The organism is Micropruina sp. (genome assembly GCF_047606365.1).
Lineage (GTDB): Bacteria > Actinomycetota > Actinomycetes > Propionibacteriales > Propionibacteriaceae > Micropruina.
Window position 1 is genome coordinate 1 of sequence record NZ_JASGEN010000090.1, and the last position, 19,773, is coordinate 19,773.

A 19,773-nucleotide genomic window follows, 5' to 3' on the forward strand; every position below is an offset into this window, starting at 1 on the left:
ACACTCCGCCATCGGCTACATCAGCCCGCTACAGTACGAGCACCACCTGGCCCGACAGGTCACCCAGACGGCCCCGAAAGCCGCCTGACCAAACAACCACCTGTCCGGATTCCGGGGTCAACCTCACGACCGACGGGGGTGAGCTTCTCTCGCGCCCGCGGTTGATCGTTCAGATGGCGGAGCGGTTGCGGGAGGCGGCACTCAGCACCGCCCAGAGACCGGTGGCGAGCAGGGCGGTGCCGATGACTTCGACGCCCATTCGGACGAACCGGTCGAGGTCGACCGCGAAGCTGACGGCGACGGCGTCCGTGGCGGCGATCAACATGGTCACGGTCAGATAGCCGACGATCAGCAGCACCCGGGCCGGACGCGGGAAGCCGGGCGAGTCACCGTTGGCCTCCTCGGCGCCGGTGAGCAGGTTCCAGACCAGGCCGAAGACCAGCAGGGCTCCCCCGGACGCCCCGAGCAGCCAGCCGATCGGGTCCGCCACCAGATCACGGCCCAGCACGGCGGCGCTGAGCAGCAGCGCCACCCCGATCGCCAGCCCGCGGGGCACCGTCAAGCGGCCGCGCACCAGCCAGAAAGCGCCGGCCGCGGTGCTGATCAGCACCATCGCCGCGCCGAGGGTGTCAAGGCCGAGCCCGGGCAGCGGCACGCCGGCCCGGTGCGCCGCCGCGAACAGGCAGAACAGGGCCGTGATGAGCGCCAGTTGCGCCGCGGCGGGCTGCGCCTGCCGGTAGGCGCGGACCATCGCGACCACGCAGATCAGTACCGCGGCCAACTCACCGGCCAGCAGCAACCAGCGTCCGGCATCCACGCCGCTACTCAGCCGGGAGGCCAGATCGCCCGGCACGTAACGCACGCCGAGGGAGCGCAGCGGCAGCCACAGGCCACGTTCCAGATTGCCCCAGATGATGTTGGCCATCTGCGGCGCCGCCAGCGCCACCCCCACCCACAACGCCAGCCGGCCGAACGCCTCGGAAAGGTCCACGACATCCGGGACGTCGGGCGGCAACCCGAATCGTTGCCGTCGACGCTGCAATGCGCCCGCCAGCAGCACCCAGCAGCCGGCGGTCAACCCGACCAGAACGGACGCCACCAGCACCTCGACGCCGGCCAGCCACCAGGGCAACGGCGAACGCACCAGCCGCCACAGTTGCGCCGTCCAGGCGACCACCAGGATGAGGCCGACCACCCCCACCTGGACCGGGCGCGGGAAGCGGCGTCCGACGTACTCGACCAGCCACACCGAGGAGGTGAAGGCGACCTCGGCGGTCGCCGCACCCGAGGTCACCACGTAACCCAGGCCGAGGACGCCCACCGACATCACCACCAGCACCACCAGGAAACTGGGGTCGTTGCGTCCGCTGGCCAGCACCGGCCGGACGAAGGTGATCAGGTTCGTCGCGGTCACTGCCCCGATCACACCGAGGTTGACCACGAACTCCCACCAGGCGAAGGCCCGACCCAGCCGCAGCAGATGGAAGCCGAGCAGCGCCAGCAAGCCCAGACCGCACCAGAACAGCTGGTCGACGCTGAGCGCCAGCTGCGCCATCGCCGACCACAGCAGCACCGGCGCGGCCAGTCCGGCCAGCTTCACGCCGGCCGGCGCATGCATCGCCGCGGTCGTCAGCGCCGCGGCGAGCAGAACGGTGATCGCCAGTGCCACACCGAGCAGCTCGGACGCGATGCCGAAGGCGGCGCTGCCGGCCGGCAATGCCTGCCGCACCCACGGTCCCGAGACGGTGACCACCGCGAGTCCGACATAGCAGGCCAGGCAGCTGGTGACGATCGCGGTCAGTCCCGGCGGCCAGCCGTCGCCACGCAGCCGTCCGCTACGGACCGGGTCGACGAGCACCCGGTGGACCACCTGCACCACGACGTCGACGGCGCGATGGGCGAGACCCGGACGGCCGGACGAGCGGGCCGTCATGTGTACTCCAGCCAACGGAAGTTGTCGCCGACCAGCTGCATCGCGATCACACCACGCCCACCGCGCACCGGGGCGATCTCCGGACGCCGCGCACCGTCGGGATAGCGCCAGCGGACGTCCGGCGCACCCGGGCCGGCGAGCAGCAGCCCGGCGTCCGTCACCCCGATCAGCTGGCCGCTGGCCGCCACCGGCACCACCACGGGAGCCTCGGTGGAGCGCCACGACGCGGCACCGGAGGGGTCCAGCACGATGGCCGCGCGCGGTTCCGACAGCAGCAGCGAGGCGTCGAGCGAGTAGAGCAGCGAATCGTTCGCCACCGAACGTTGCCAACGGACGGCTCCGGTGGCCCGATCCCGCACCACCAGCCAATTGCCGGTCAGCATGGCGACCGCGTCGCCGAACGGGGCGGCCTGCGGCTGCGACGAGCCGGCCTGCACACTCCACAACTCCTCGCCGGTGCCCAGGTCGAGAACCGCCACCTCGTCGTCGCGGGCCACGGTGACCGTTGCCGGATCGCCACCGACACCGAGCAGGTCACTCACCCCGTCGCTCTCCCACCGGGTCTCGCCGCCGGTCACGCTCAGTGCGCGCAGCAGCCCGCCGGCATCCAGCGCCAGCACGATCCCGTTCCGCGCGGTCAGCTGGCTGACCGCGTCCGGCAAGGGGTGTCGCCACTGTTCCCAGCCGTCGGCGTCGTAGCCGACCACCTCACGCTCGGTGGTGCCGGCGACGATACGGCCGTCCGAGGCGGCCAGGCCGCGGATCGAGCCGCCGGGCTGGGAACGCCAGCGCTGGGTGTAGAGCGATTCGGGTTCGGCCCGCTGCGCCGGGGAGGGCAGCCAGGCGGTCAGCCGTCCGGCGGTGTCGGCGGTCACCAGCCGATCGCCGGCCCAGATCGCCCGCGAGCCGGACGGCGCCAGCTGCGGCTGGTAGACCCCGCTGCCGTTGCGGAGGAACAACATCGGACGCGGCGCCTCACCCCGCAACGTTGCCGGTGCCGGCGTTCCCGTCGGTATCGCGGCCGGTCGTGCAGCGACCGCCTCGGTGAATCCGGTTCCGGTCGACAGACTCGCCCAGGCGACCAGCCCGGCACCGGGACAGAAGCCGAACACCTCGGTGTCGGTGCCGATCGTCACGCTGCTCTGCACACACCCCGTCCGTGGCGTGTCGGACGCGGTGGACACCCGGGCGTCGGCGGCGACCGCGGCGTCCCGGTCGCGGGCGAGCCGGCCCGTCCAACCCAGCTGGTTGCCGCCTGGCTGATCCGCGGAGAGCACCGGCACGCCCGGATCGAACACCAGCGACCGTGCGGACGAGGTGAGCGCCCGCAGCAGCACCCGGCCCTGGCTCACCTCGAAATCGATGCTGGTGTTCGGCTGCGGCTGGCCGTGCTGCAGCAGATCCACCGTCCACCAGTCGGCGTCCGGTGCGGTAGCCAGCAGCCGGCGCGCCGGCGCGCTCAACTCGGCCCAGCCGTCCGCCCCGCCCAAGGGGCCCTGGGTGACCTGCCAGCTGCCGCGTCCCTGCCGATCGAGATGGAGGGAGGTCCCGGCCCTGGCGGGCAGGAAGCCGGCGACCGGACCGGTCTGGGCGGCCGGACGTCCGGCCCAGACGATCACGCCGCTGACCAGCAGAACAGCGGCCAGCACCACCGCGATCGGCCCCACCGCGCGACGTGGCGCGGGCGCCCCGGTCGGCACGAAACCGACCGGCGGGAATGGTGGCGCGGTCAGCGTGAACTCCTTCGTCGGGGCTGGCGGAGTCAGGTCATCGTAGGCGCCCGCGGTGCCTCGGGAGGCGCCGATCAATGCGGCGTTTCGTTGGTTGAGCTCGTCGAAACCCGTTGCCAGAGGGGTCTCGACAAGCTCGACCAACGGTGATCGGGCTTCTCAGCGCGAAGCTCGACCAACGATCGGGCCCCTCACCGGTGGCCGACGGACTCCTCATCGTCGTCGGAATCCAGGTCGTCCCAGCCGTGCCAGACGTGGTCCGGCAGGGTGACTTCGCCCGGGAGCCATGGCTGGGCGAGCACCGGCCAGCCCTCGTGGTTGGCCAGTGCCGCCGTGACCGCTTGGCCGAACTGGTGGGTTTCGGTGAAGTCATCGCTCCAGAACGCGAAGCCCAGCACGATGTTGTGGAAGAACTCCTCGCGGGTCGCGAAGATCGTCCGCGCCCAGGCCGACGCCCGGGACATGTCACGCCAGGCCTCCTCCTCGTCGATCAGGCCGGCGCCGTAGGCACCCCGGGCGATGATCGCGATGCGGCCCAGATCCCAGCCCCACAGCCGTGGCGGTGGGCGCAGGCCACGATCCCGCACCGAACCGTGGATGCAGTATTCGACGTAGTCGAGCGGCAGGTCGGAGACCCCGGCGAGGTGATCCAGGAAGGACCGAGCGTCGGGGTTGCCGAGGTAGGCCGCGTCCAGGTTGCGGGAGTGCAGCCCGTCGAAGAGCCGCGTCACCATCTCGCGGTAGGACGCGGTGGTGCCGATCGCCCACCACTCCATCAGCGCGGCCCGATGGTCGGCCACCGTGCCCGGGTCGATCATCGCGAACCGCTGCCGCCAGTCAGGCAGGTGCCCGACCTCGCGTTCGCACGGGAATTTGGCCAGTGAATGACCCCACGACTTGTCCCGGAAGTCCCAGGCCGTGCCCAGCTGCAGCGCCTGGAGCTGCTCCGCGGTGGGTGCTTGGCGTCCGACCGCCCGGTTGTAGTCCTGCTGGGCACGCCACAGGCCGGACCGGGCTGCGTCCCAACGCCGCCAGCTCCAGATACCGAGCAACAACCCGACCGCGGCAACCACAGCGATGAAGGTGAGCAACCCCGTGCGGCCGCGTTCGGGCGTGCCGCCGAGATTCGCCAAGCACATCGCGACCACGAGTGCACAGAGCGTGGTGCCGAACACCACCCAGGTGGTCACCGCCTTCGTTCGCGGATTGATCCGCTGCTGCGCCCAGGTCGGGTTGAAGTGCTTGTCACCGGGGAATTGCAGGTCACCGATGTGGTTCTGCAGGAAAGTCATTGCGGCTTGGTCCGTTCACTGGGGGTGCGGCCGAGGAGTTCGTCGAGGGTATCCATCCGTTCGGTCATGCCGGCCTCGTTGCCGTGATCGGTGGGCACGTAATAGCGCGCACCCTGCAGTTCATCGGGCAGGTACTGCTGGGCCGCCACGCCGTGCGGATGGTCGTGGGCGTACTTGTAACCCCTGCCGTGGCCGAGCGCCTTCGCCCCGGCGTAGTGCGCGTCGCGCAGATGCGGCGGCACCTGCCCGATCCGTCCGGCCCGGACGTCGGCCAGCGCCCCGTCGATGCCCAGGGTGACCGCATTCGACTTGGGTGCCAGCGCGCAGGCCACCACCGCATGGGCCAGGTTGAGTCGTGCCTCCGGCATGCCGATCAGCTGGACGGCCTGGGCGGCCGCAACGCAGGTCTGCAGCACCGACGGCGCGGCCATCCCGATGTCCTCGCTGGCGAGGATCACCAGCCGCCGGGCGATGAACCGGGGGTCCTCGCCTGCCTCGATCATCCGAGCCAGATAGTGCAACGCCGCCTGCACGTCCGAGCCGCGCAGCGACTTGATGAAGGCGCTGATCACGTCGTAGTGCTGATCGCCGTCCTTGTCGTAGCGGACGGCGGCGCGGTCGACGGCGCGGCTGATCGCGTCCGGAGTGATGGTGTCGAGACCGGACGACTGGGTTCCGGCCGCGGATTCCTCCAGGTAGGTGAGCGCGCGGCGGGCGTCGCCGCCGGCCAGCCGCAGCAGGTCGGCGCGGGCCTCGTCGGTGAGGGTGAACGCGCCACCCAAACCGCGTTCGTCGGCCAGCGCCCGGTCGATCAGCACGCCGAGGTCGGCGTCGGTGAGCGGTTTCAGGGTGAGCAGCAGCGAGCGGGACAGCAGCGGCGCGATCACCGAGAACGACGGATTCTCGGTGGTGGCGGCGATCAGGGTGACCAGCCGGTTCTCCACCGCCGGTAGCAGCACATCCTGCTGGGCCTTGGAGAACCGGTGCACCTCGTCGACGAACAGCACCGTCGAGCGCGCCCGGGCCAGCTCGCGGCGGGCGGTGTCCAGTTCGGCACGCACCTCGCGGACGCCGGCGGTCACCGCCGACAGCTCCACGAACCGGCGCTTGGCCGACTGCGACACCACCGACGCGATGGTGGTCTTGCCGACCCCGGGCGGACCCCAGAGGAACACGGACATAGCGGCGTCGCCTTCGGCCAACCGGCGCAGCGGCGACCCGGGGCCGAGCAGATGTTGTTGACCGACGATCTCGTCGACGGTGCGGGGTCGCATCCGGACCGCGAGCGGCGCCCCCGCGGACGGCATGCTCAGCGACCCTCCCGAGGGTGCCGTGACGGGGTCGGTGTTTCCGAAGAGGTCCTCCACTGCGCCGAGTCTACGAGTGGACGCCGACAGTCTGCGCGCCCGCCCGCGCCGACGTGCCCGCCCACGTCCGGCCGACGTCCCGCTCCACGACGTTGCACCCCTTTGCGGTGATTGCCCCTGTTCAAACCGGTGCGATGACGCCGAGAGGGGGCAACGTCCGAGCCAGGCGCCCAGCCGCCACTGATTGAGCCTGTCGAAATCAAGGGTTTCGACAGGCTCGACCGACGAGGTCGGCACCTCTTGCACATCGCGACTTGCATTGCGAACACTCTCGATATATCTTTGACACAACGAGACACACACGAAAGGAGTCCACCCATGTGGAACCAGGAATTTGAGCCGCGGGACTTCCGCGGCAGGAACGATGATCGTCGGCCCCGTCGCGGACCCCGCGGCGAAGGTCATGCCCGAGGCGGCCAGCCGTTCGGCGGCGACCCCCTCTTCGGCCCGCACGGTCCCTTCGGGCCGACCGGTCCGTTCGGTCCCCGTGGCCCGTTCGGCCCCGGAGGTCCGTTCGGCGCACGCGGCCCGATGGGCCCTCGTGGTCGCGGACGGGCACGGCGCGGCGACGTCCGGCAGGCCGTCCTCGCGCTGCTCGCCGAGGAGCCGATGAACGGCTACCAGATGATCCAGGCCATGGCCGAGCGCACCGGCGGCGGTTGGAAGCCGTCCCCGGGAGCGATCTACCCGGCACTGGCCCAACTGGAGGACGAGCAGCTGATCGAACCCTTCGACAACAACGGCGCCAAGGCCTACCGGCTGACCGAGGCCGGCCAGAACGTGGCGGCGGGCATCGACCCGAAGCCGTGGGAGGCGTTCAACGCCGAGAACGCTCCGGAGCACCCCGAGGTGCTGCGCAGCATGTGGAAGGAATTCAGCTCGCTGGCGATGGCGGCCCAGGAACTCACCCGTTCGGGCAGCCGCGCCCACCAACAGCAAGCCGCACAGATCCTCGCCGAGACCCGGCGCAATCTGTACGGACTGCTCGCCAGCGACGCCGACGACGAGGATGACCAGGACCTGGCCAACCCCGACGATCTGCGCTGATGCCACCGAAGCCCGGTAAGCGGATAAGGCCCGCACACTCACACCAGGCCGAGGGGCCGTCCGAAGTGATCGGACGGCCCCTCGTGGCATGTTCGGACGGCGACGGAACCCGTTGATCGAGCTTGTCGAGATCTTCCGATGGGTCTCGACAAGCTCGACCAGCGGCGTCCCAAGCTCGACCAGCGGTGGCTCGGTCAGGCCTGCGGCTCAGCTGCCTTGGGTGCCGGCGGCTTGGCGTCCACTCCGGCCTCCTTGCGCTGCTGCGCCGAGATCGGGGCGGGGGCACCGGTGAGCGGGTCGTAGCCGCCACCGCTCTTCGGGAAGGCGATCACGTCGCGGATCGACTCCGAGCCGGACAGCAGGGCCACGATCCGGTCCCAGCCGAAGGCGATGCCGCCGTGCGGCGGGGCGCCGAACTTGAAGGCGTCCAGCAGGAAGCCGAACTTCTCCTGCGCCTCCTCCTCGGCGAGCCCCATCACGGCGAACACCCGCTCCTGGATGTCGCGGCGGTGGATACGGATCGAGCCGCCGCCGATCTCGTTGCCGTTGCAGATCATGTCGTAGGCCCACGCCAGCGCATTGCCGGGGTCGCTGTCGAAGGTGTCCAGGTCCTTCGGTGAGGTGAAGGCGTGGTGCACGGCCGTCCAGGCGCCGGCACCCACCGCCACGTCGCCCTCGGCGACGGCGTCGCCGGTGGGCTTGAACAGCGGCGCGTCCACCACCCACAGGAACGACCAGCTGCCTTCCTCGATCAGGTCGCAGCGCTTGGCGATCTCATTGCGCGCCGCACCCAGCAGCGCCTGCGAGGACGATTTGGCGCCGGCGGCGAAGAAGATGCAGTCACCCGGGTTGGCGCCGACAGCCTCGGCGAGGCCGGCGCGTTCGGCGTCCGAGATGTTCTTGCTGACCGGACCGCCCAGGGTGCCGTCCTCGGCGATCGTCACGTAGGCCAGGCCGCGGGCGCCGCGCTGCTTGGCCCATTCCTGCCAGGCGTCGAAGGTGCGCCGCGGCTGGGACGCCCCACCGGGCATCACGACGGCACCGACGTAGGGCGCCTGGAAGACCCGGAACGGGGTGTCGGCGAAGTACGAGGTCAGCTCGGTGAGTTTCACCTCGAAGCGCAGATCGGGCTTGTCGGAGCCGTAGGAGTCCATCGCCTCGGCGTAGGTGAGCCGCGGGAACGGGGTGGCGAGCTCGACGCCGATCAGTGACCAGATCTCCGTGGCGAGCGCCTCGCCGAGGGCGATCACGTCCTCCTGGTTGACGAAGCTCATCTCGATGTCGAGCTGGGTGAACTCGGGCTGCCGGTCGGCGCGGAAGTCCTCATCCCGGTAGCAACGGGCGATCTGGTAGTAGCGCTCCATGCCGGCCACCATCAGCAGCTGCTTGAACAGCTGCGGCGACTGCGGCAGGGCGTACCACGAGCCGGGCGCGAGCCGGGCCGGCACGATGAAGTCGCGGGCACCTTCGGGCGTGGAGCGGGTCATCGTCGGGGTTTCGATCTCGACGAAGTCGCGGGCCTCGAGCACCCGGCGGGCGGCGGCGTTCACCTGGGAGCGCAGCCGGATGGCACGGGCCGGGGCCGGACGGCGCAGGTCGAGATAGCGGTACTTGAGCCGGGCCTCCTCGCCGACGCTGACCCGCTCGTCGATCTGGAACGGCAGCGGCGCGGACGGGTTGAGCACCTCGAGTTCGCGGATCGCGACCTCGATCTCACCGGTCGGCAGGTCGGGGTTGGCGTTGCCCTCGGGGCGCGCCTCGACCTCGCCGATCACCTGGATGCAGTACTCGTTGCGCAGTTCGTGGGCGCCGGACGCGGCCAGCACCTCGTCCCGGACGACGACCTGGACAACGCCCGAGGCGTCCCTGAGATCGATGAAGGCGACACCGCCATGATCGCGACGCCGGCCCACCCAGCCGGCGAGAGTGACGGTCGCTCCGATGTCGGAGGCGCGCAGGGTTCCAGCGGTATGGGTCCGCAGCATGACGATGTTCCTTTCTCTGCCCCGCATAGACGGTGCGGGTGCGTCCGTTCGATCCTATGACGGCAGCCGCGGGCGAGTCGAAACGAGCGCATCGCGGCCCTCGGGCAGCCGGGCGAGCGCGCAGGAGATCCCGGATCAAGTCCGGGATGACGGCGTGTGGGTCCGGGACGGCGGTGTCGAACTCGTCATCCCGGCGAACGCCGGGATCTCCGTCACACGAGCGTCGACTCTCGTCGGTCGAGCTTGTCCCCTGGACGCTGAGTGCCGCTGGAGGTTTCGACAAGCTCAACCATCGGTGCTGACGTGCGCCGGGAGCGCAAACTGCAATGCCTTCGCAGTGCACTATGCTGCACCGATGGACGAGTCGACGGGCGCCCTCGCTGCGGCGATCGGGACACGCATCAAGCAGGAGCGCGCTGCCCTGCACTGGACCCTCGACCGGCTAGCCGAGGCGGCCGGGGTGAGCCGGCGAATGCTGGTCAACGTTGAGCAGGGAGCGGCCAATCCCAGCGTCGGCACCCTGCTGCGGATCAGCGACGCGCTCGGGCTGGGGTTGCCCGCGTTAGTGGAGCCTCCGACCCGGTCGGCGGTGCGAGTGACCCGCGCGGGCGCCGGTTCCGCCCTGTGGCGGGGCGAGCACGGCGGCATAGGCATCCTGGTGGCCGGGACGCAACCGCCGAACGTCGTCGAACTGTGGGACTGGACGCTGTGTGCCGGCGACATCCACACCAGCGAGGCCCACGCGACCGGCACCAGGGAACTGCTGCAGGTGCGCGCAGGGACGGTCGAGATGACCATCGACGGCGACCTGCACGCCCTCGGCGAGGGCGACGCGATCACCTTCGCCGGCGACACCCCGCATGCGTACCGCAACCCCGGACCCGCTGAGGCCCGCTTCGTGCTGGCCGTGTATGAGCCGAACGTCGGATCGAGATAGGAACACATCCATGCCCCAGAGCACCGACCTCGAAGCGTTCCTCGCCGCCGCGACAGTGGCCGACGAGGTGTTCGCGCTGCGTCCCGACTATCGCGCCTTGTTGATCGCCGTGGACGGCATCGAACCCGGCGCCGGAGACACCGAGAGCGAGGCGCTGCTGACCCGCGCCGAGGAGTGGGCGGCTGAGGCGACCGCCACCACCCGGGTGGAGGATCTGCCGCACATCGCGTCCTGGCGGGACGCCTTTCGCGGCTTCGGCGCCAAGCCGCAACGCACCCGGACCAGTGTCGAGGCACTGACTCGCCGGGCAACAGCCGGCCTGCCCCGGATCAACCGACTCACCGACATCTACAACGCGATCTCGGTGCTCCGCCAGTTGCCGATCGGCGGCGAGGATCTACACCGCTACTCCGGCTCACCTCGGCTGATCCGCGCCGACGGCACCGAGCCGTTCGACACCGTCGCCGACGGCACCACCACCATCGAGCATCCGGAGGCCGGTGAGGTGGTCTGGACCGATGACGCGGGCGTCACCTGCCGCCGCTGGAACTGGCGTCAGGGCCGCCGCACCCAGCTGACCGATGCCACCTCGGCGGCACTGTTCATTCTCGACGTGCTCGACCCGATGACCAGCGACGAGCTGACCACGGCTGCCGATGAGTTGACTGCCCAGCTGGCCCGGCTGGGCCCGGACGTCACGATCGCCCGCCGACTGATCTCTCGCTCGTCCACCCAGGAGCCCCGATGACCCACTCCCCCAACAAACACGACCCGGCGTCCGTCGCCTTCGGCACCTGGGCGGTGCACGGCGGCAACAGCATCGACGCCGGCACCGGCGCGATCCGCACCCCGCTGGTGATGGCGAACTCGTACCGGCTACCCGAGGATCCGGCGTCGATGGACTGGTCGGCCACCGATCAGCTCACCTACACCCGCAACGGCGGGGTGAACCAGCAGGCGCTGGAACGCAAGCTGGCCGCGATGGACGGCGGCGAGGCCTCGGTGTGCTTCGCGTCCGGGGTCGCGGCGCTGCACGGGGTGTTCTTCACCCTGTTGAAGTCCGGCGATCACGTGGTCGTCTCGGACGTCACCTACGAGGCGGTGTGGCGGTTGTTCGCCGAGTTGCTGCCGCAGCGCTACGGCATCGAGACCACCTTCGTCGACGTCGCCGACCTGGACGTCGTCCGCGCGGCAATCCGCCCCAACACGAAACTCGTGCACGTCGAAACCATCGCCAACCCGACCACGAAGGTGGCCGACATCCGCGCCGTCGCCGACGTCGCCCATCGGGCCGGCGCGATCCTGACGGTCGACGGCACCTTCACGCCCCCGCCGCTGTACCGTCCGATCGCCGACGGCGCGGATCTGGTGATCCACTCGCTGACCAAGTACATCAACGGCCACGGCGACGCCATGGGTGGCGTGGTGACCGGACGCGCCGACCTGGTCGACCGGATCCGGCACGACGCCCTGGTGGACGTCGGCGGCGCGATCTCTCCGTTCAACGCCTGGATGATCACCCGCGGGTCTGTCACGCTCGGTCTGCGGTTGCGGCAGCAACTCGCCTCGGCCGAAAGGATCGCGGCGTTCCTGGACGCCGATCCGCGGATCGCCTACGTGGAGTACCCGGGGCTTCCCGGCCACCCGCAGCACGAGCTGGCCACCCGGCAGTTCGGCGGACGCGGCTACGGCGGCATGCTCGCCTTCGCGATCGACGGCGACCCGGACACCCAGAACCGGTTCGTCGCCCAACTGCGGGTGATCACCTCGGCCTTCTCGCTGGGCCACGACGAGAGCCTGATCGTGCACGTCGGCCCCGACACCCGGGGCGGCAGCGAGGGCTACCCGCCCGGCTTCCAGGCCTACGGGCATCTGCGCTTGTCGGTCGGCCTGGAGGACACGGACGACCTGCTCGCCGACCTCGCCGGGGCACTGGACCGCACCGAGATCACCGGCTCACGAAACGCTGATCAAAGCCCCCCATCGTCGTCCCGGACTTGATCCGGGATCTCTCCCACCTTGAGATCCCGGGATGACGTGAATGATCAACCCTTCCCGCACGAAAGCCACACGATGAACCTGTTCACCGGATTGAGCGCCTTCCCGCTCACCCCACTGCGCGACGACACCGTCGACGAGACCGCGTATGCCGGACTGATCCGGCGGCTGGCCGACGCCGGCGTCGACTCGATCACCGCGCTGGGTTCGACCGGTTCGTACGCCTACCTGTCCCGCGAGGAACGCCGGACGGCGCTGCGGATCGCGACCGAGAACGCCGGCGACGTCCCGGTCTTCGCCGGAATCGGCGCGCTGCGCACCAGCCACGTCCGGGCGCTCGCCGAGGACGCCCAGAACGCCGGCGTCGCCGGAGTGCTGCTGGCGCCGATGACCTACCAGACCCATACCGCCGAGGATGTGTACGGACTGTATGCCGACGTCACCCGCGACCTGTCGGTGCCGCTGATCGTCTACGACAACCCGGGCACGACACATTTCACCTTCACCGACGACCTCTATCAGCGGATCACCGCGCTGCCGAACGTGGCGTCCATCAAGATCCCCGGACTGCCCGACGATCCGGACGCGGCCGCCGCGCGGGTGGCGCAGATCAGGTCCCACCTGCCCGCCCATGTCACGATCGGGATCTCCGGCGATCCGGCCGCAGCGACCGGCCTGATCGCGGGCTGTGAGGCCTGGTATTCGGTGATCGGCGGCACCCTGCCGCAACCGGCGCTGACCATCACCCGAGCCGTCCAGCGCGGCGACGCGGCAGCCGCGATCGCCGAATCAGAACGGTTGCGCCCGTTGTGGGAACTGTTCGGCAGGGCCGGCAGCCTGCGGGTGATGGCGGCCGTCGCCGAGCACTATGGGCTGGCCAGCCACTCCTGCCTGCCGCTGCCGATTCGTGGGTTGGGCGACGCGGCACGCGCCGAGGCGATCGCCCTCATCGAGAGGCTCGGCCTGCAGCCGACGCCATGAGCGTGCCTGGCCGGGCCGTCCGCTGGGGGCTGGCGCGGTACGTGATCGCGGCCACCCTGGCCCGCACCGCCGACGGAGGTGGCGTGGTGGCCGTCGTGCTGCTGGTCACCACCTCGGGCGGATCGGGCTGGACGGCGGGGCTGCTCGGCGCCTGCCTCACCCTGCCGCACATGGCCGGGCCGTTCGTCGCCCGCAGCCTCGATGTGGCCCGCGACGGCCGGACGGTGCTCGCCGCGGCCTGCGTGCTGCACGGCGGCCTGTTGGCCGCGGCCGTGCTGAGCTACCCGTTCACCTGGGTGGGTGTTCCGGCGCTGTTGCTGATCGCGTCCGGGGTGATCGGCCCGCTGCTGACCGGCGGGATCAGTTCCCGGCTGCCGGCGATCGCCGGACCGGACCTGGTTGCGCAGCGCCGTGCCCAGGGCTGGGACGTCGCCACCTACGGCATCGGCGGCACCATCGGCCCGAGCGTGGTCGCCCTCGTCGCGGCCTGGACGAACGCAACCGTCGCGGCGCTGGTGCTGGCCGGCGGCACCCTGCTGGCCGCGTTCGTCGTCCGGCTGTTGCCGTACGTCGCGCCGCACGGCACGGACGCCGACGTGCCGCACCCCGTCCGGACCCTGCAGATCATCGCCCGCACCGGGGCGCTGCGCCGGACGCTGTACCTCACCATGATCGTCGCCCTGTCGGTCGGCGTGCTGCCGGTGACGGCGGTAGCCAGCGCAGGGTTGTTCGGCGTCGAGCCGGCCACCGCGGGCGCGCTCGCCGCCTGCTACGGGCTCGGCGGACTGGCCGGATCGGTGCTGGTGATGATCCGCCCACTGCGCAACGATCCGGACGCCGCCATGCCACTGCTCGCGAGCCTCGTCGCCCTCGCACTGATCGGGGTGCTGCTCGCCCCAGGCATCTGGATCGCGGCCGCCGCCTACGCCACCGCCGGCGTCCTCAACTCGTTCTTCTTCGCCGCCACCCTGGCGGCGCGCAGCGAATACTCACCGCTGGCCGTCCGGGGCCAGGTGTTCGTCTGGGTCGGGGCGTTGAAGATCACCGCCGGCTCGGCCGGCACCGCCGCGGCGGGTGCCCTGGTCGCGCACGCCGTCCAGCTACCGGTAGCGCTCGGTGCCATGTTCACCGCGCTCGGGGTCGGCCTTGCTCTGCTCGACCGGCGGGTCGCCGGTACGTCGGTCCGGTGATCACACCGGGCGTCCGTCCGGGGTGCCGGCTTGGCACAATGAGGCGGTGACGAAGATCGGTGCGGCGGCCGTCGCTGTGCTGCTGGCACTCGGCGCGACCGGGTGCGGCACACCCGCGCCGTCACCGACGCCGGTGACCGCGAGCGAGCACAGTCATGACAGCGAGACGGGTGAGCACATCACCCCGCTGGTCGGCGACGGCACCCGCGCCACTGAGTTCGGCTACACGATGGAGAAGGTCTCGCTGCCCCGCAGCGCGGGCGTGGCTGGCCGGGTGAGTTTCCGGATCCGCTTCGAGGACGGCCATGTCGTCACTGACTACATCAAAGAGCAGACCAAGCTGCTGCACCTGTACGTGGTGAGCAAAGATCTCACGGTGTTCCGGCACCTGCACCCCACCCTGGGCAAGGACGGCACTTGGTCGGCGCGGCTCACCCTGCCCGAGCCGGGCAGCTACCGGGTGATCGCCGAGTTCGTCGCCCGTGCGGACGCCGACAGCGGCGACTACACGATGATCGCCGGCACCGCCACGGTCAGCGGCCGAGCCCAGCCTGCGCCCGCCGCCGACCAACCGGGCCCGAGCGATCAGGGCGTCACGGTCGCCTTCGACCGTCCGCTGGCCACCGGGCCGGACGGCGAGATGGTCCTGGTGGTGCGCGGGCCGGGCGGCGTCCCGGTCGAGTTGGGCAGCTATCTGGGCGCCTACGCGCACGTCACCGGTTTCCGCCGGGCCACCGGCGCGGTCGCCCACCTGCATCCGCTGGACGCTCCGCAGCCCTCTGCCGATGGAACCCGGCTGACCTTCCACACCCAGTTCAGCGACGCCGGCGACTACTTGTTCTATGTCCAGGTGCGGGTGGCCGGCTTCCTGTACACGGTGCCGGTGGCGGCCACCGTCAACTGAGGACTTGCCGACTTCCGCTGATCCACCGTCATCCCGGACTTGATCCGGGATCCCGCCCCGCCGGAGATCCCGGGTCGGAGCCCGGGATGACGTGAATGATTCGTGCTTCCTCAACTGACCGCGAGCACCAACTCGGTGACCGGGTTGTCGAACTCGTCCAGCCGCAGGCTGACCTGGACCCGCCACTGCCCCGGATGCGGCAGCACCACAACGCCCCGATAGGTGCCGGACGCCTGCGCCCGCACTGGCACCGCACCCAGATCGACGCTGTCCGAGCGGACCCGGACGGTGGGCGGGTAGGCCGTCTCGACCGGATCTCCGCTCGCGTCCTGGATCTGCACCAGCAGCAGGTTGCGACCCACGGCGCCGGGCGCCACTGTGGCCAGTGCGGTCAGTGAATCGCCCAGCGGTGCCGCGGCCACCACCGGTGCGCCGGTGCGGACGGCCGCTGCCGCCGGGTGTGGTGATTGGTCGACCAGGACGCCGGTGACGCCCAGGACGAGCACCAGGATCGACGCCTCCACCGCGACCAGCCGGCCGATCCGGAACAGCCCCTGCCCGGTGGCCACTTGGGCGTCGCGCCGCTGCCGCCGGCTGACGCCGTCCGCGGTGACGGCACGAAGTCGGGGCAGCAGCACGAACCGGTTCCAGCCGGCGACCGCGGCGGCCACGCCGACCAGGGCGATCTTGGCCAGCAGCAGCTGGCCGTAGCCGGTGCCGAACAGATCCTGCCAGCTGCCCAGGATCCGCCAGGCCAGCACGGTGCCGCTGGCCAGCAGCAGACCCAGCACGGCGGCCGCCAGCGCCGAGAACCGGACCAGCGCGATCGCCGCCAGAGCCGGACGGCGTCGCCGGGCCATCGCCAGCACGATCACCAGGCCGACCAGGCTGCCGAACCAGATGCTGCCGGCCAGCACGTGCAGGACGTCGGTGGCGATCACCAGCCAGGCCGGCCCGAACGCCCGCGAATGCCCGGTGACCGACGGCGCGACGACAGCGATAGCCGCACCGGCACCGACCATCGTCCGGCGAAGCAGCGCGGTGCGCAGACTCGCGCCGACACCGACCAGCACCAGCCCGGCGACCAGCAGCGCCAGCGCGATCAGCTGATCGGGGGTCGCGCCGGTCCAGGCGCGGAGGGTGAGCAGCCCGTCGGGGTCGAGGCCCTGCTGGTCCGCCACGGTCAGACCGACCAACGCCACCGAAGCCGCAATCGCGACGCCGCTGGCATACCGCCCGACCGTGCGCAGCACCGGCCGCAGCCGCTCGACCCCGCCTGCCCCGGACGGCAGCACAAAGGCAGCGAACACTCCCAGCCCGACGGCGAGGAACAGGCCGAGGTAGGCCACCACCTGCACCACGGCGAGCGGTACAGCGACCCAACTCGGGGCGTCCGAGACGACGGGTTGGACGCGGTGCGGACTGGGTGCACCGACGGCGAAGCTCAGCGAGCCGGCGACCGGGTGGCCGTCCGCCGAAATCACCCGCCAGGCGAGCAGATAGCTGCCGGACAGCTCGTCCGGAACGGTCACGGTGACCGTGGTGTCGCTGGCCGCCGCGCTCGCCGGCACCGAGGTGCCGGCCGCGTCGAAGAGCTGAATCGCCTTGTCGGGCAGGCTGATCGGCTCGTCGAAGCGGAGCGTGATCCGGCCCGGCGAGCTGGCCAGCACCGCGCCCTCGGCCGGATCGGCGCTGAGCAGCGAGGCATGCGCTTGGGCCGGTACGGCCAGCCCGAACGCCAGGATCAGGGCGGCGAACGCCGTGACGAGGATCCGCGGGATCCAGCGCCACGACGTCCGCCGGGTCAAGAGGGGCACGTCAGGACCTGCGACGTACCTGCACCAGCGCGGTCACCCCGGCCACCAGGCCGAGCAGACCGGCGCCGAGCCCCCACACCCCTAGATCCGCACCCGGACTGGCAGCCGCCGGCGGCGTCTGCCCGGTGGGCGGGGCGCCCGGTGCGGTGGGACCGTGGTCGCCGTCCTGGCCGGTCCCGGACGCCGCGGTCAGGGTGACCGTCGGGGCCGGATGCTCGAGGCTGTCGGCGTCCTGGCCGTTGGCGGCGACCTCAGTCCACCCGGTCTGCCCCTTCTGGCAGGTCTGGACGACCGGGAAGGCGAGCGTCTGGCCGGCCTTGTCGGGCAGCTTCAGGGAGAGCTCGAAAGCGTCCCGCTGGTGATCGGGCAACGGGGTACGCGCGGTATAGGTGATGGTGTCGTCGCGTTCGGTGATCGTGCTGCCGTGTTCGTCGGTAACCGGCTGGGCCAGCTTCTTCTTGGTCACCGCGACGGTCCAGAGCGGGTTGCGGGTCGGGGTGACAGTGACGATGTCGTCGGGCAGTTTGATCGCGATCTTGGTGGTGGCCGATCCGTCGCAGCCGTGCGGGACGGAGACGGTCAGCACGGCGTAGGCGTCGGCCTGGCCGGTCGACGGCGAGATGGTGACGTGGGCGCTGGCGACCGCGGCGGAGGCGGTCAGCAGCACGCCGGCGAGTGCCGGCACGGCGAGCGCACGCGCGCTCAGTTTGTGGATGTTCATGAACGGTGTCTGCTTTCGTGCAGTGATTCGGGAGAGTTGGGCAGGCTGCCGCCCCCGGTCGCCGCCGGGATTCTCCGATCAGCGACTCAGCAGGCGGGCAGCGGCACGGCCGGCGGTCCGCGGCGGGGGCCACCCTGGACCCAAAGCAGGTCGTCGACGACGGGCCTGGCCGGCATGGCGGTGACCCGGGCCACGATCGGTAGCGGCCGGATCGTCGCGGGACCGCTCCTCAGCATTCGCCAGAGCCGGCGTCGCAGTGACCAGATCAGTGCGGTCACACCGGCGCTGAGCAGGTGCGCCGTCAACATCGGCCAGGTCAGCACCGGCTGGCCGCCGTGGGCATGCAGGTGGCCGGCATGTCCGGACGCCGGTGCGGCGGAGGTCGCCAGGTGCAGCCAGAGCTGAGCGATGGTCAGCGCCGGAACCATCCAGCGCATCGAGAATCGCCGGCGGATCACCAGCCAGGACGCCGGGAACACCGCGGCGGCGGCGAGCAGCAGCCAGTGCAGATCGGGCAGTTGGCCACCCGCGGCGACATGCGCGGCGCAGAAGGCGCCGACCACTTCGATCGTGGCCAGCGACGAGCGCCGCAACGCCATGCTCTCCAGGCCGGACACGCGGGCAGTATCCCACGACCAACTAGCACTAGGAGCCTGCGGCCGTCCGTAGCGACGCCTCGCCCGGGACGGATCAAAACACGTTGTAGGGACGGAACTGGACGCTGATTCTCGGACCCACCGCACGCGCCGTCTTGAGGATGGCGTGCTCCCAGGTGCGTTGGCAGGAGCCACCCATCACGATCAGGTCGCCGTGACCGAGTGGATAGGAGCCGTGCAGCCGTCCGCCGACCGGGCGCAGCGACAGTTGGCGCGGTGAGCCGAACGACACGATCGCCACCATGGTGTCCTCGGTGCGACTGCGGCCGATCCGGTCACCGTGCCAGGCGACCGAGTCGCGGCCGTCGCGGTAGTAGCAGCAGCCGGCGGTGACGAACTCCTCGCCCAGTTCGGCGGCGTAGTAGCGGTTGAGTTCGTCGCGGGCCCGGGTCAACACCGGATCGGGCAACTGCTGCCCCACGCCGTACATGCACAACAGCCGCGGCACCTCCACGGTGCGGTCGTACATCTCGCGCCGCTCGGCATGCCACGGGATCGACTCGACCAGCCGCGGAAAGACCTCGTCAGCACCCTGGACCCAGCCGGGCACCAGGTCGACCCATGCGCCCTTGCTCAGTGCGACACGCCGGACGCGTCCGGCGAGCGGCGGAACCTCGACCGCCCCGGCACCGAACAGACCCGCCTGAAAGTCCACCGACATGCCCCGACCCTAGCACGTTATCAAACATCTGTATGAATAGTGTTCTGGCCGCGTAAGCCTATTCACCGAGGAATACCCGCACTGGCGGCCACCGCATCCCCATCGAAGCGACCGTAAGATTTCCCGTGCCGGCAGGGCGGGTCCCGGCCCCGTCGGGCGCACAGAATCCCGGCGACGACAACTGCCGCCAGGCACGCGCAGATATTCCGGAATCGCGCATGGCCACGCGAAATCCTCACGCGGCACCACACCATTAGGTCACGTGATCCGCATTTTTTCGGCGAGCACCGACACTCGAACATGCCTCTGACGGCCGACGATTCCGCGCTCGCCCCGCTCGCCGGGCAGGGTCGGATCGGTGCCGGTCGACACGCGCTTCACCCCTCAAGGTTGTGACATCGAGCGCGTTGTGGCCTAGGTTGGCGACAACCTTGACGGAGGTGACGATGAATTCGAATCCTGGCGAGGTCTGTTCAACGGGGATGAATCGACGACGATTTCTGCAGTTGGGGGCCGCTTCAGTAGCCGGTGCGACTCTTGGTCTGAGCGGCTGC

The 19,773-nt window shown here is 70.6% G+C and carries 17 protein-coding genes; 7 read left to right on the forward strand and 10 right to left on the reverse strand.

From position 1 onward, the window contains the following. Positions 1-169 precede the first annotated feature (169 nt). From QM624_RS10125 to QM624_RS10140, 4 genes are all read right to left on the reverse strand, one after another. Entirely contained in the window at positions 170-1,933 is a 1,764-nt protein-coding gene (locus tag QM624_RS10125) for a hypothetical protein (RefSeq protein WP_415091381.1), read from the reverse strand. Continuing rightward, positions 1,930-3,741, reverse strand: a complete 1,812-nt coding sequence (locus tag QM624_RS10130) for a PQQ-binding-like beta-propeller repeat protein (RefSeq protein WP_415091383.1) — start codon at positions 3,739-3,741, stop codon at positions 1,930-1,932. Before QM624_RS10130 ends, QM624_RS10125 begins: the two co-directional genes overlap by 4 nt. 113 nt (positions 3,742-3,854) lie before the next feature. Further along, complete coding sequence (locus QM624_RS10135) at positions 3,855-4,955, reverse strand: DUF1266 domain-containing protein (RefSeq protein ID WP_415091385.1); 1,101 nt, start codon at positions 4,953-4,955, stop codon at positions 3,855-3,857. Beyond that, positions 4,952-6,322 (reverse strand): replication-associated recombination protein A, encoded by a 1,371-nt coding sequence (locus QM624_RS10140; RefSeq protein WP_415091387.1) that lies wholly within the window; start codon positions 6,320-6,322, stop codon positions 4,952-4,954. Before QM624_RS10140 ends, QM624_RS10135 begins: the two co-directional genes overlap by 4 nt. Positions 6,323-6,853: 531 nt before the next feature. Between QM624_RS10140 and QM624_RS10145 the strand changes: the two genes are divergently transcribed. Next, positions 6,854-7,369 carry a PadR family transcriptional regulator gene (locus tag QM624_RS10145; protein WP_415091389.1) on the forward strand — a complete coding sequence of 172 codons (516 nt, stop codon included), beginning with the start codon at positions 6,854-6,856 and terminating at the stop codon, positions 7,367-7,369. A gap of 194 nt (positions 7,370-7,563) precedes the next feature. Here the strand turns inward: QM624_RS10145 and aspS are convergent, their stop codons facing one another. Then, a complete protein-coding gene (gene aspS / locus QM624_RS10150) occupies positions 7,564-9,354 on the reverse strand; it encodes an aspartate--tRNA ligase (protein WP_415091391.1) in 1,791 nt (596 codons plus the stop codon). A gap of 355 nt (positions 9,355-9,709) precedes the next feature. Here aspS and QM624_RS10155 point away from each other — a divergent pair, with 355 nt between their 5' ends. Genes QM624_RS10155 through QM624_RS10180 form a run of 6 tightly spaced genes read left to right on the forward strand, consistent with a single transcriptional unit; the run spans position 9,710 to position 15,364 of the window. Further along, positions 9,710-10,291: a helix-turn-helix domain-containing protein gene (locus QM624_RS10155; RefSeq protein WP_415091393.1), complete on the forward strand. Its 582-nt coding sequence runs from the start codon at positions 9,710-9,712 to the stop codon at positions 10,289-10,291. A gap of 10 nt (positions 10,292-10,301) precedes the next feature. Further along, positions 10,302-11,039: a B3/4 domain-containing protein gene (locus tag QM624_RS10160; protein WP_415091395.1), complete on the forward strand. Its 738-nt coding sequence runs from the start codon at positions 10,302-10,304 to the stop codon at positions 11,037-11,039. Then, positions 11,036-12,292 carry a trans-sulfuration enzyme family protein gene (locus QM624_RS10165; protein ID WP_415091397.1) on the forward strand — a complete coding sequence of 419 codons (1,257 nt, stop codon included), beginning with the start codon at positions 11,036-11,038 and terminating at the stop codon, positions 12,290-12,292. The genes QM624_RS10160 and QM624_RS10165 overlap by 4 nt, the downstream gene beginning before the upstream one ends. Before the next feature lie 36 nt (positions 12,293-12,328). After that, positions 12,329-13,270, forward strand: a complete 942-nt coding sequence (locus tag QM624_RS10170) for a dihydrodipicolinate synthase family protein (RefSeq protein ID WP_415091399.1) — start codon at positions 12,329-12,331, stop codon at positions 13,268-13,270. Next, positions 13,267-14,460, forward strand: coding sequence for a hypothetical protein (locus QM624_RS10175; protein WP_415091401.1), 1,194 nt, complete (start codon positions 13,267-13,269; stop codon positions 14,458-14,460). Before QM624_RS10170 ends, QM624_RS10175 begins: the two co-directional genes overlap by 4 nt. Before the next feature lie 46 nt (positions 14,461-14,506). Continuing rightward, a complete protein-coding gene (locus tag QM624_RS10180) occupies positions 14,507-15,364 on the forward strand; it encodes a hypothetical protein (protein ID WP_415091403.1) in 858 nt (285 codons plus the stop codon). A gap of 110 nt (positions 15,365-15,474) precedes the next feature. On the opposite strand, the gene QM624_RS10185 is transcribed toward QM624_RS10180, so the two are convergent. From QM624_RS10185 to QM624_RS10205, 5 genes are all read right to left on the reverse strand, one after another. Then, positions 15,475-17,181, reverse strand: coding sequence for a copper resistance protein CopC (locus QM624_RS10185; RefSeq protein WP_415091405.1), 1,707 nt, complete (start codon positions 17,179-17,181; stop codon positions 15,475-15,477). 1 nt (position 17,182) lies between these two features. Beyond that, positions 17,183-17,902: a YcnI family protein gene (locus QM624_RS10190; RefSeq protein WP_415091407.1), complete on the reverse strand. Its 720-nt coding sequence runs from the start codon at positions 17,900-17,902 to the stop codon at positions 17,183-17,185. Between the two features lie 86 nt (positions 17,903-17,988). Further along, positions 17,989-18,519, reverse strand: coding sequence for a hypothetical protein (locus QM624_RS10195; protein ID WP_415091409.1), 531 nt, complete (start codon positions 18,517-18,519; stop codon positions 17,989-17,991). A 73-nt stretch (positions 18,520-18,592) separates the two neighbouring features. Next, positions 18,593-19,219 carry an alpha-ketoglutarate-dependent dioxygenase AlkB gene (locus QM624_RS10200; RefSeq protein WP_415091411.1) on the reverse strand — a complete coding sequence of 209 codons (627 nt, stop codon included), beginning with the start codon at positions 19,217-19,219 and terminating at the stop codon, positions 18,593-18,595. Between the two features lie 258 nt (positions 19,220-19,477). Then, the gene (locus QM624_RS10205) at positions 19,478-19,600 is read right to left on the reverse strand and encodes a hypothetical protein (protein ID WP_415091413.1); all 123 of its coding nucleotides are present in this window, start codon (positions 19,598-19,600) and stop codon (positions 19,478-19,480) included. Positions 19,601-19,773: the final 173 nt, after the last annotated feature.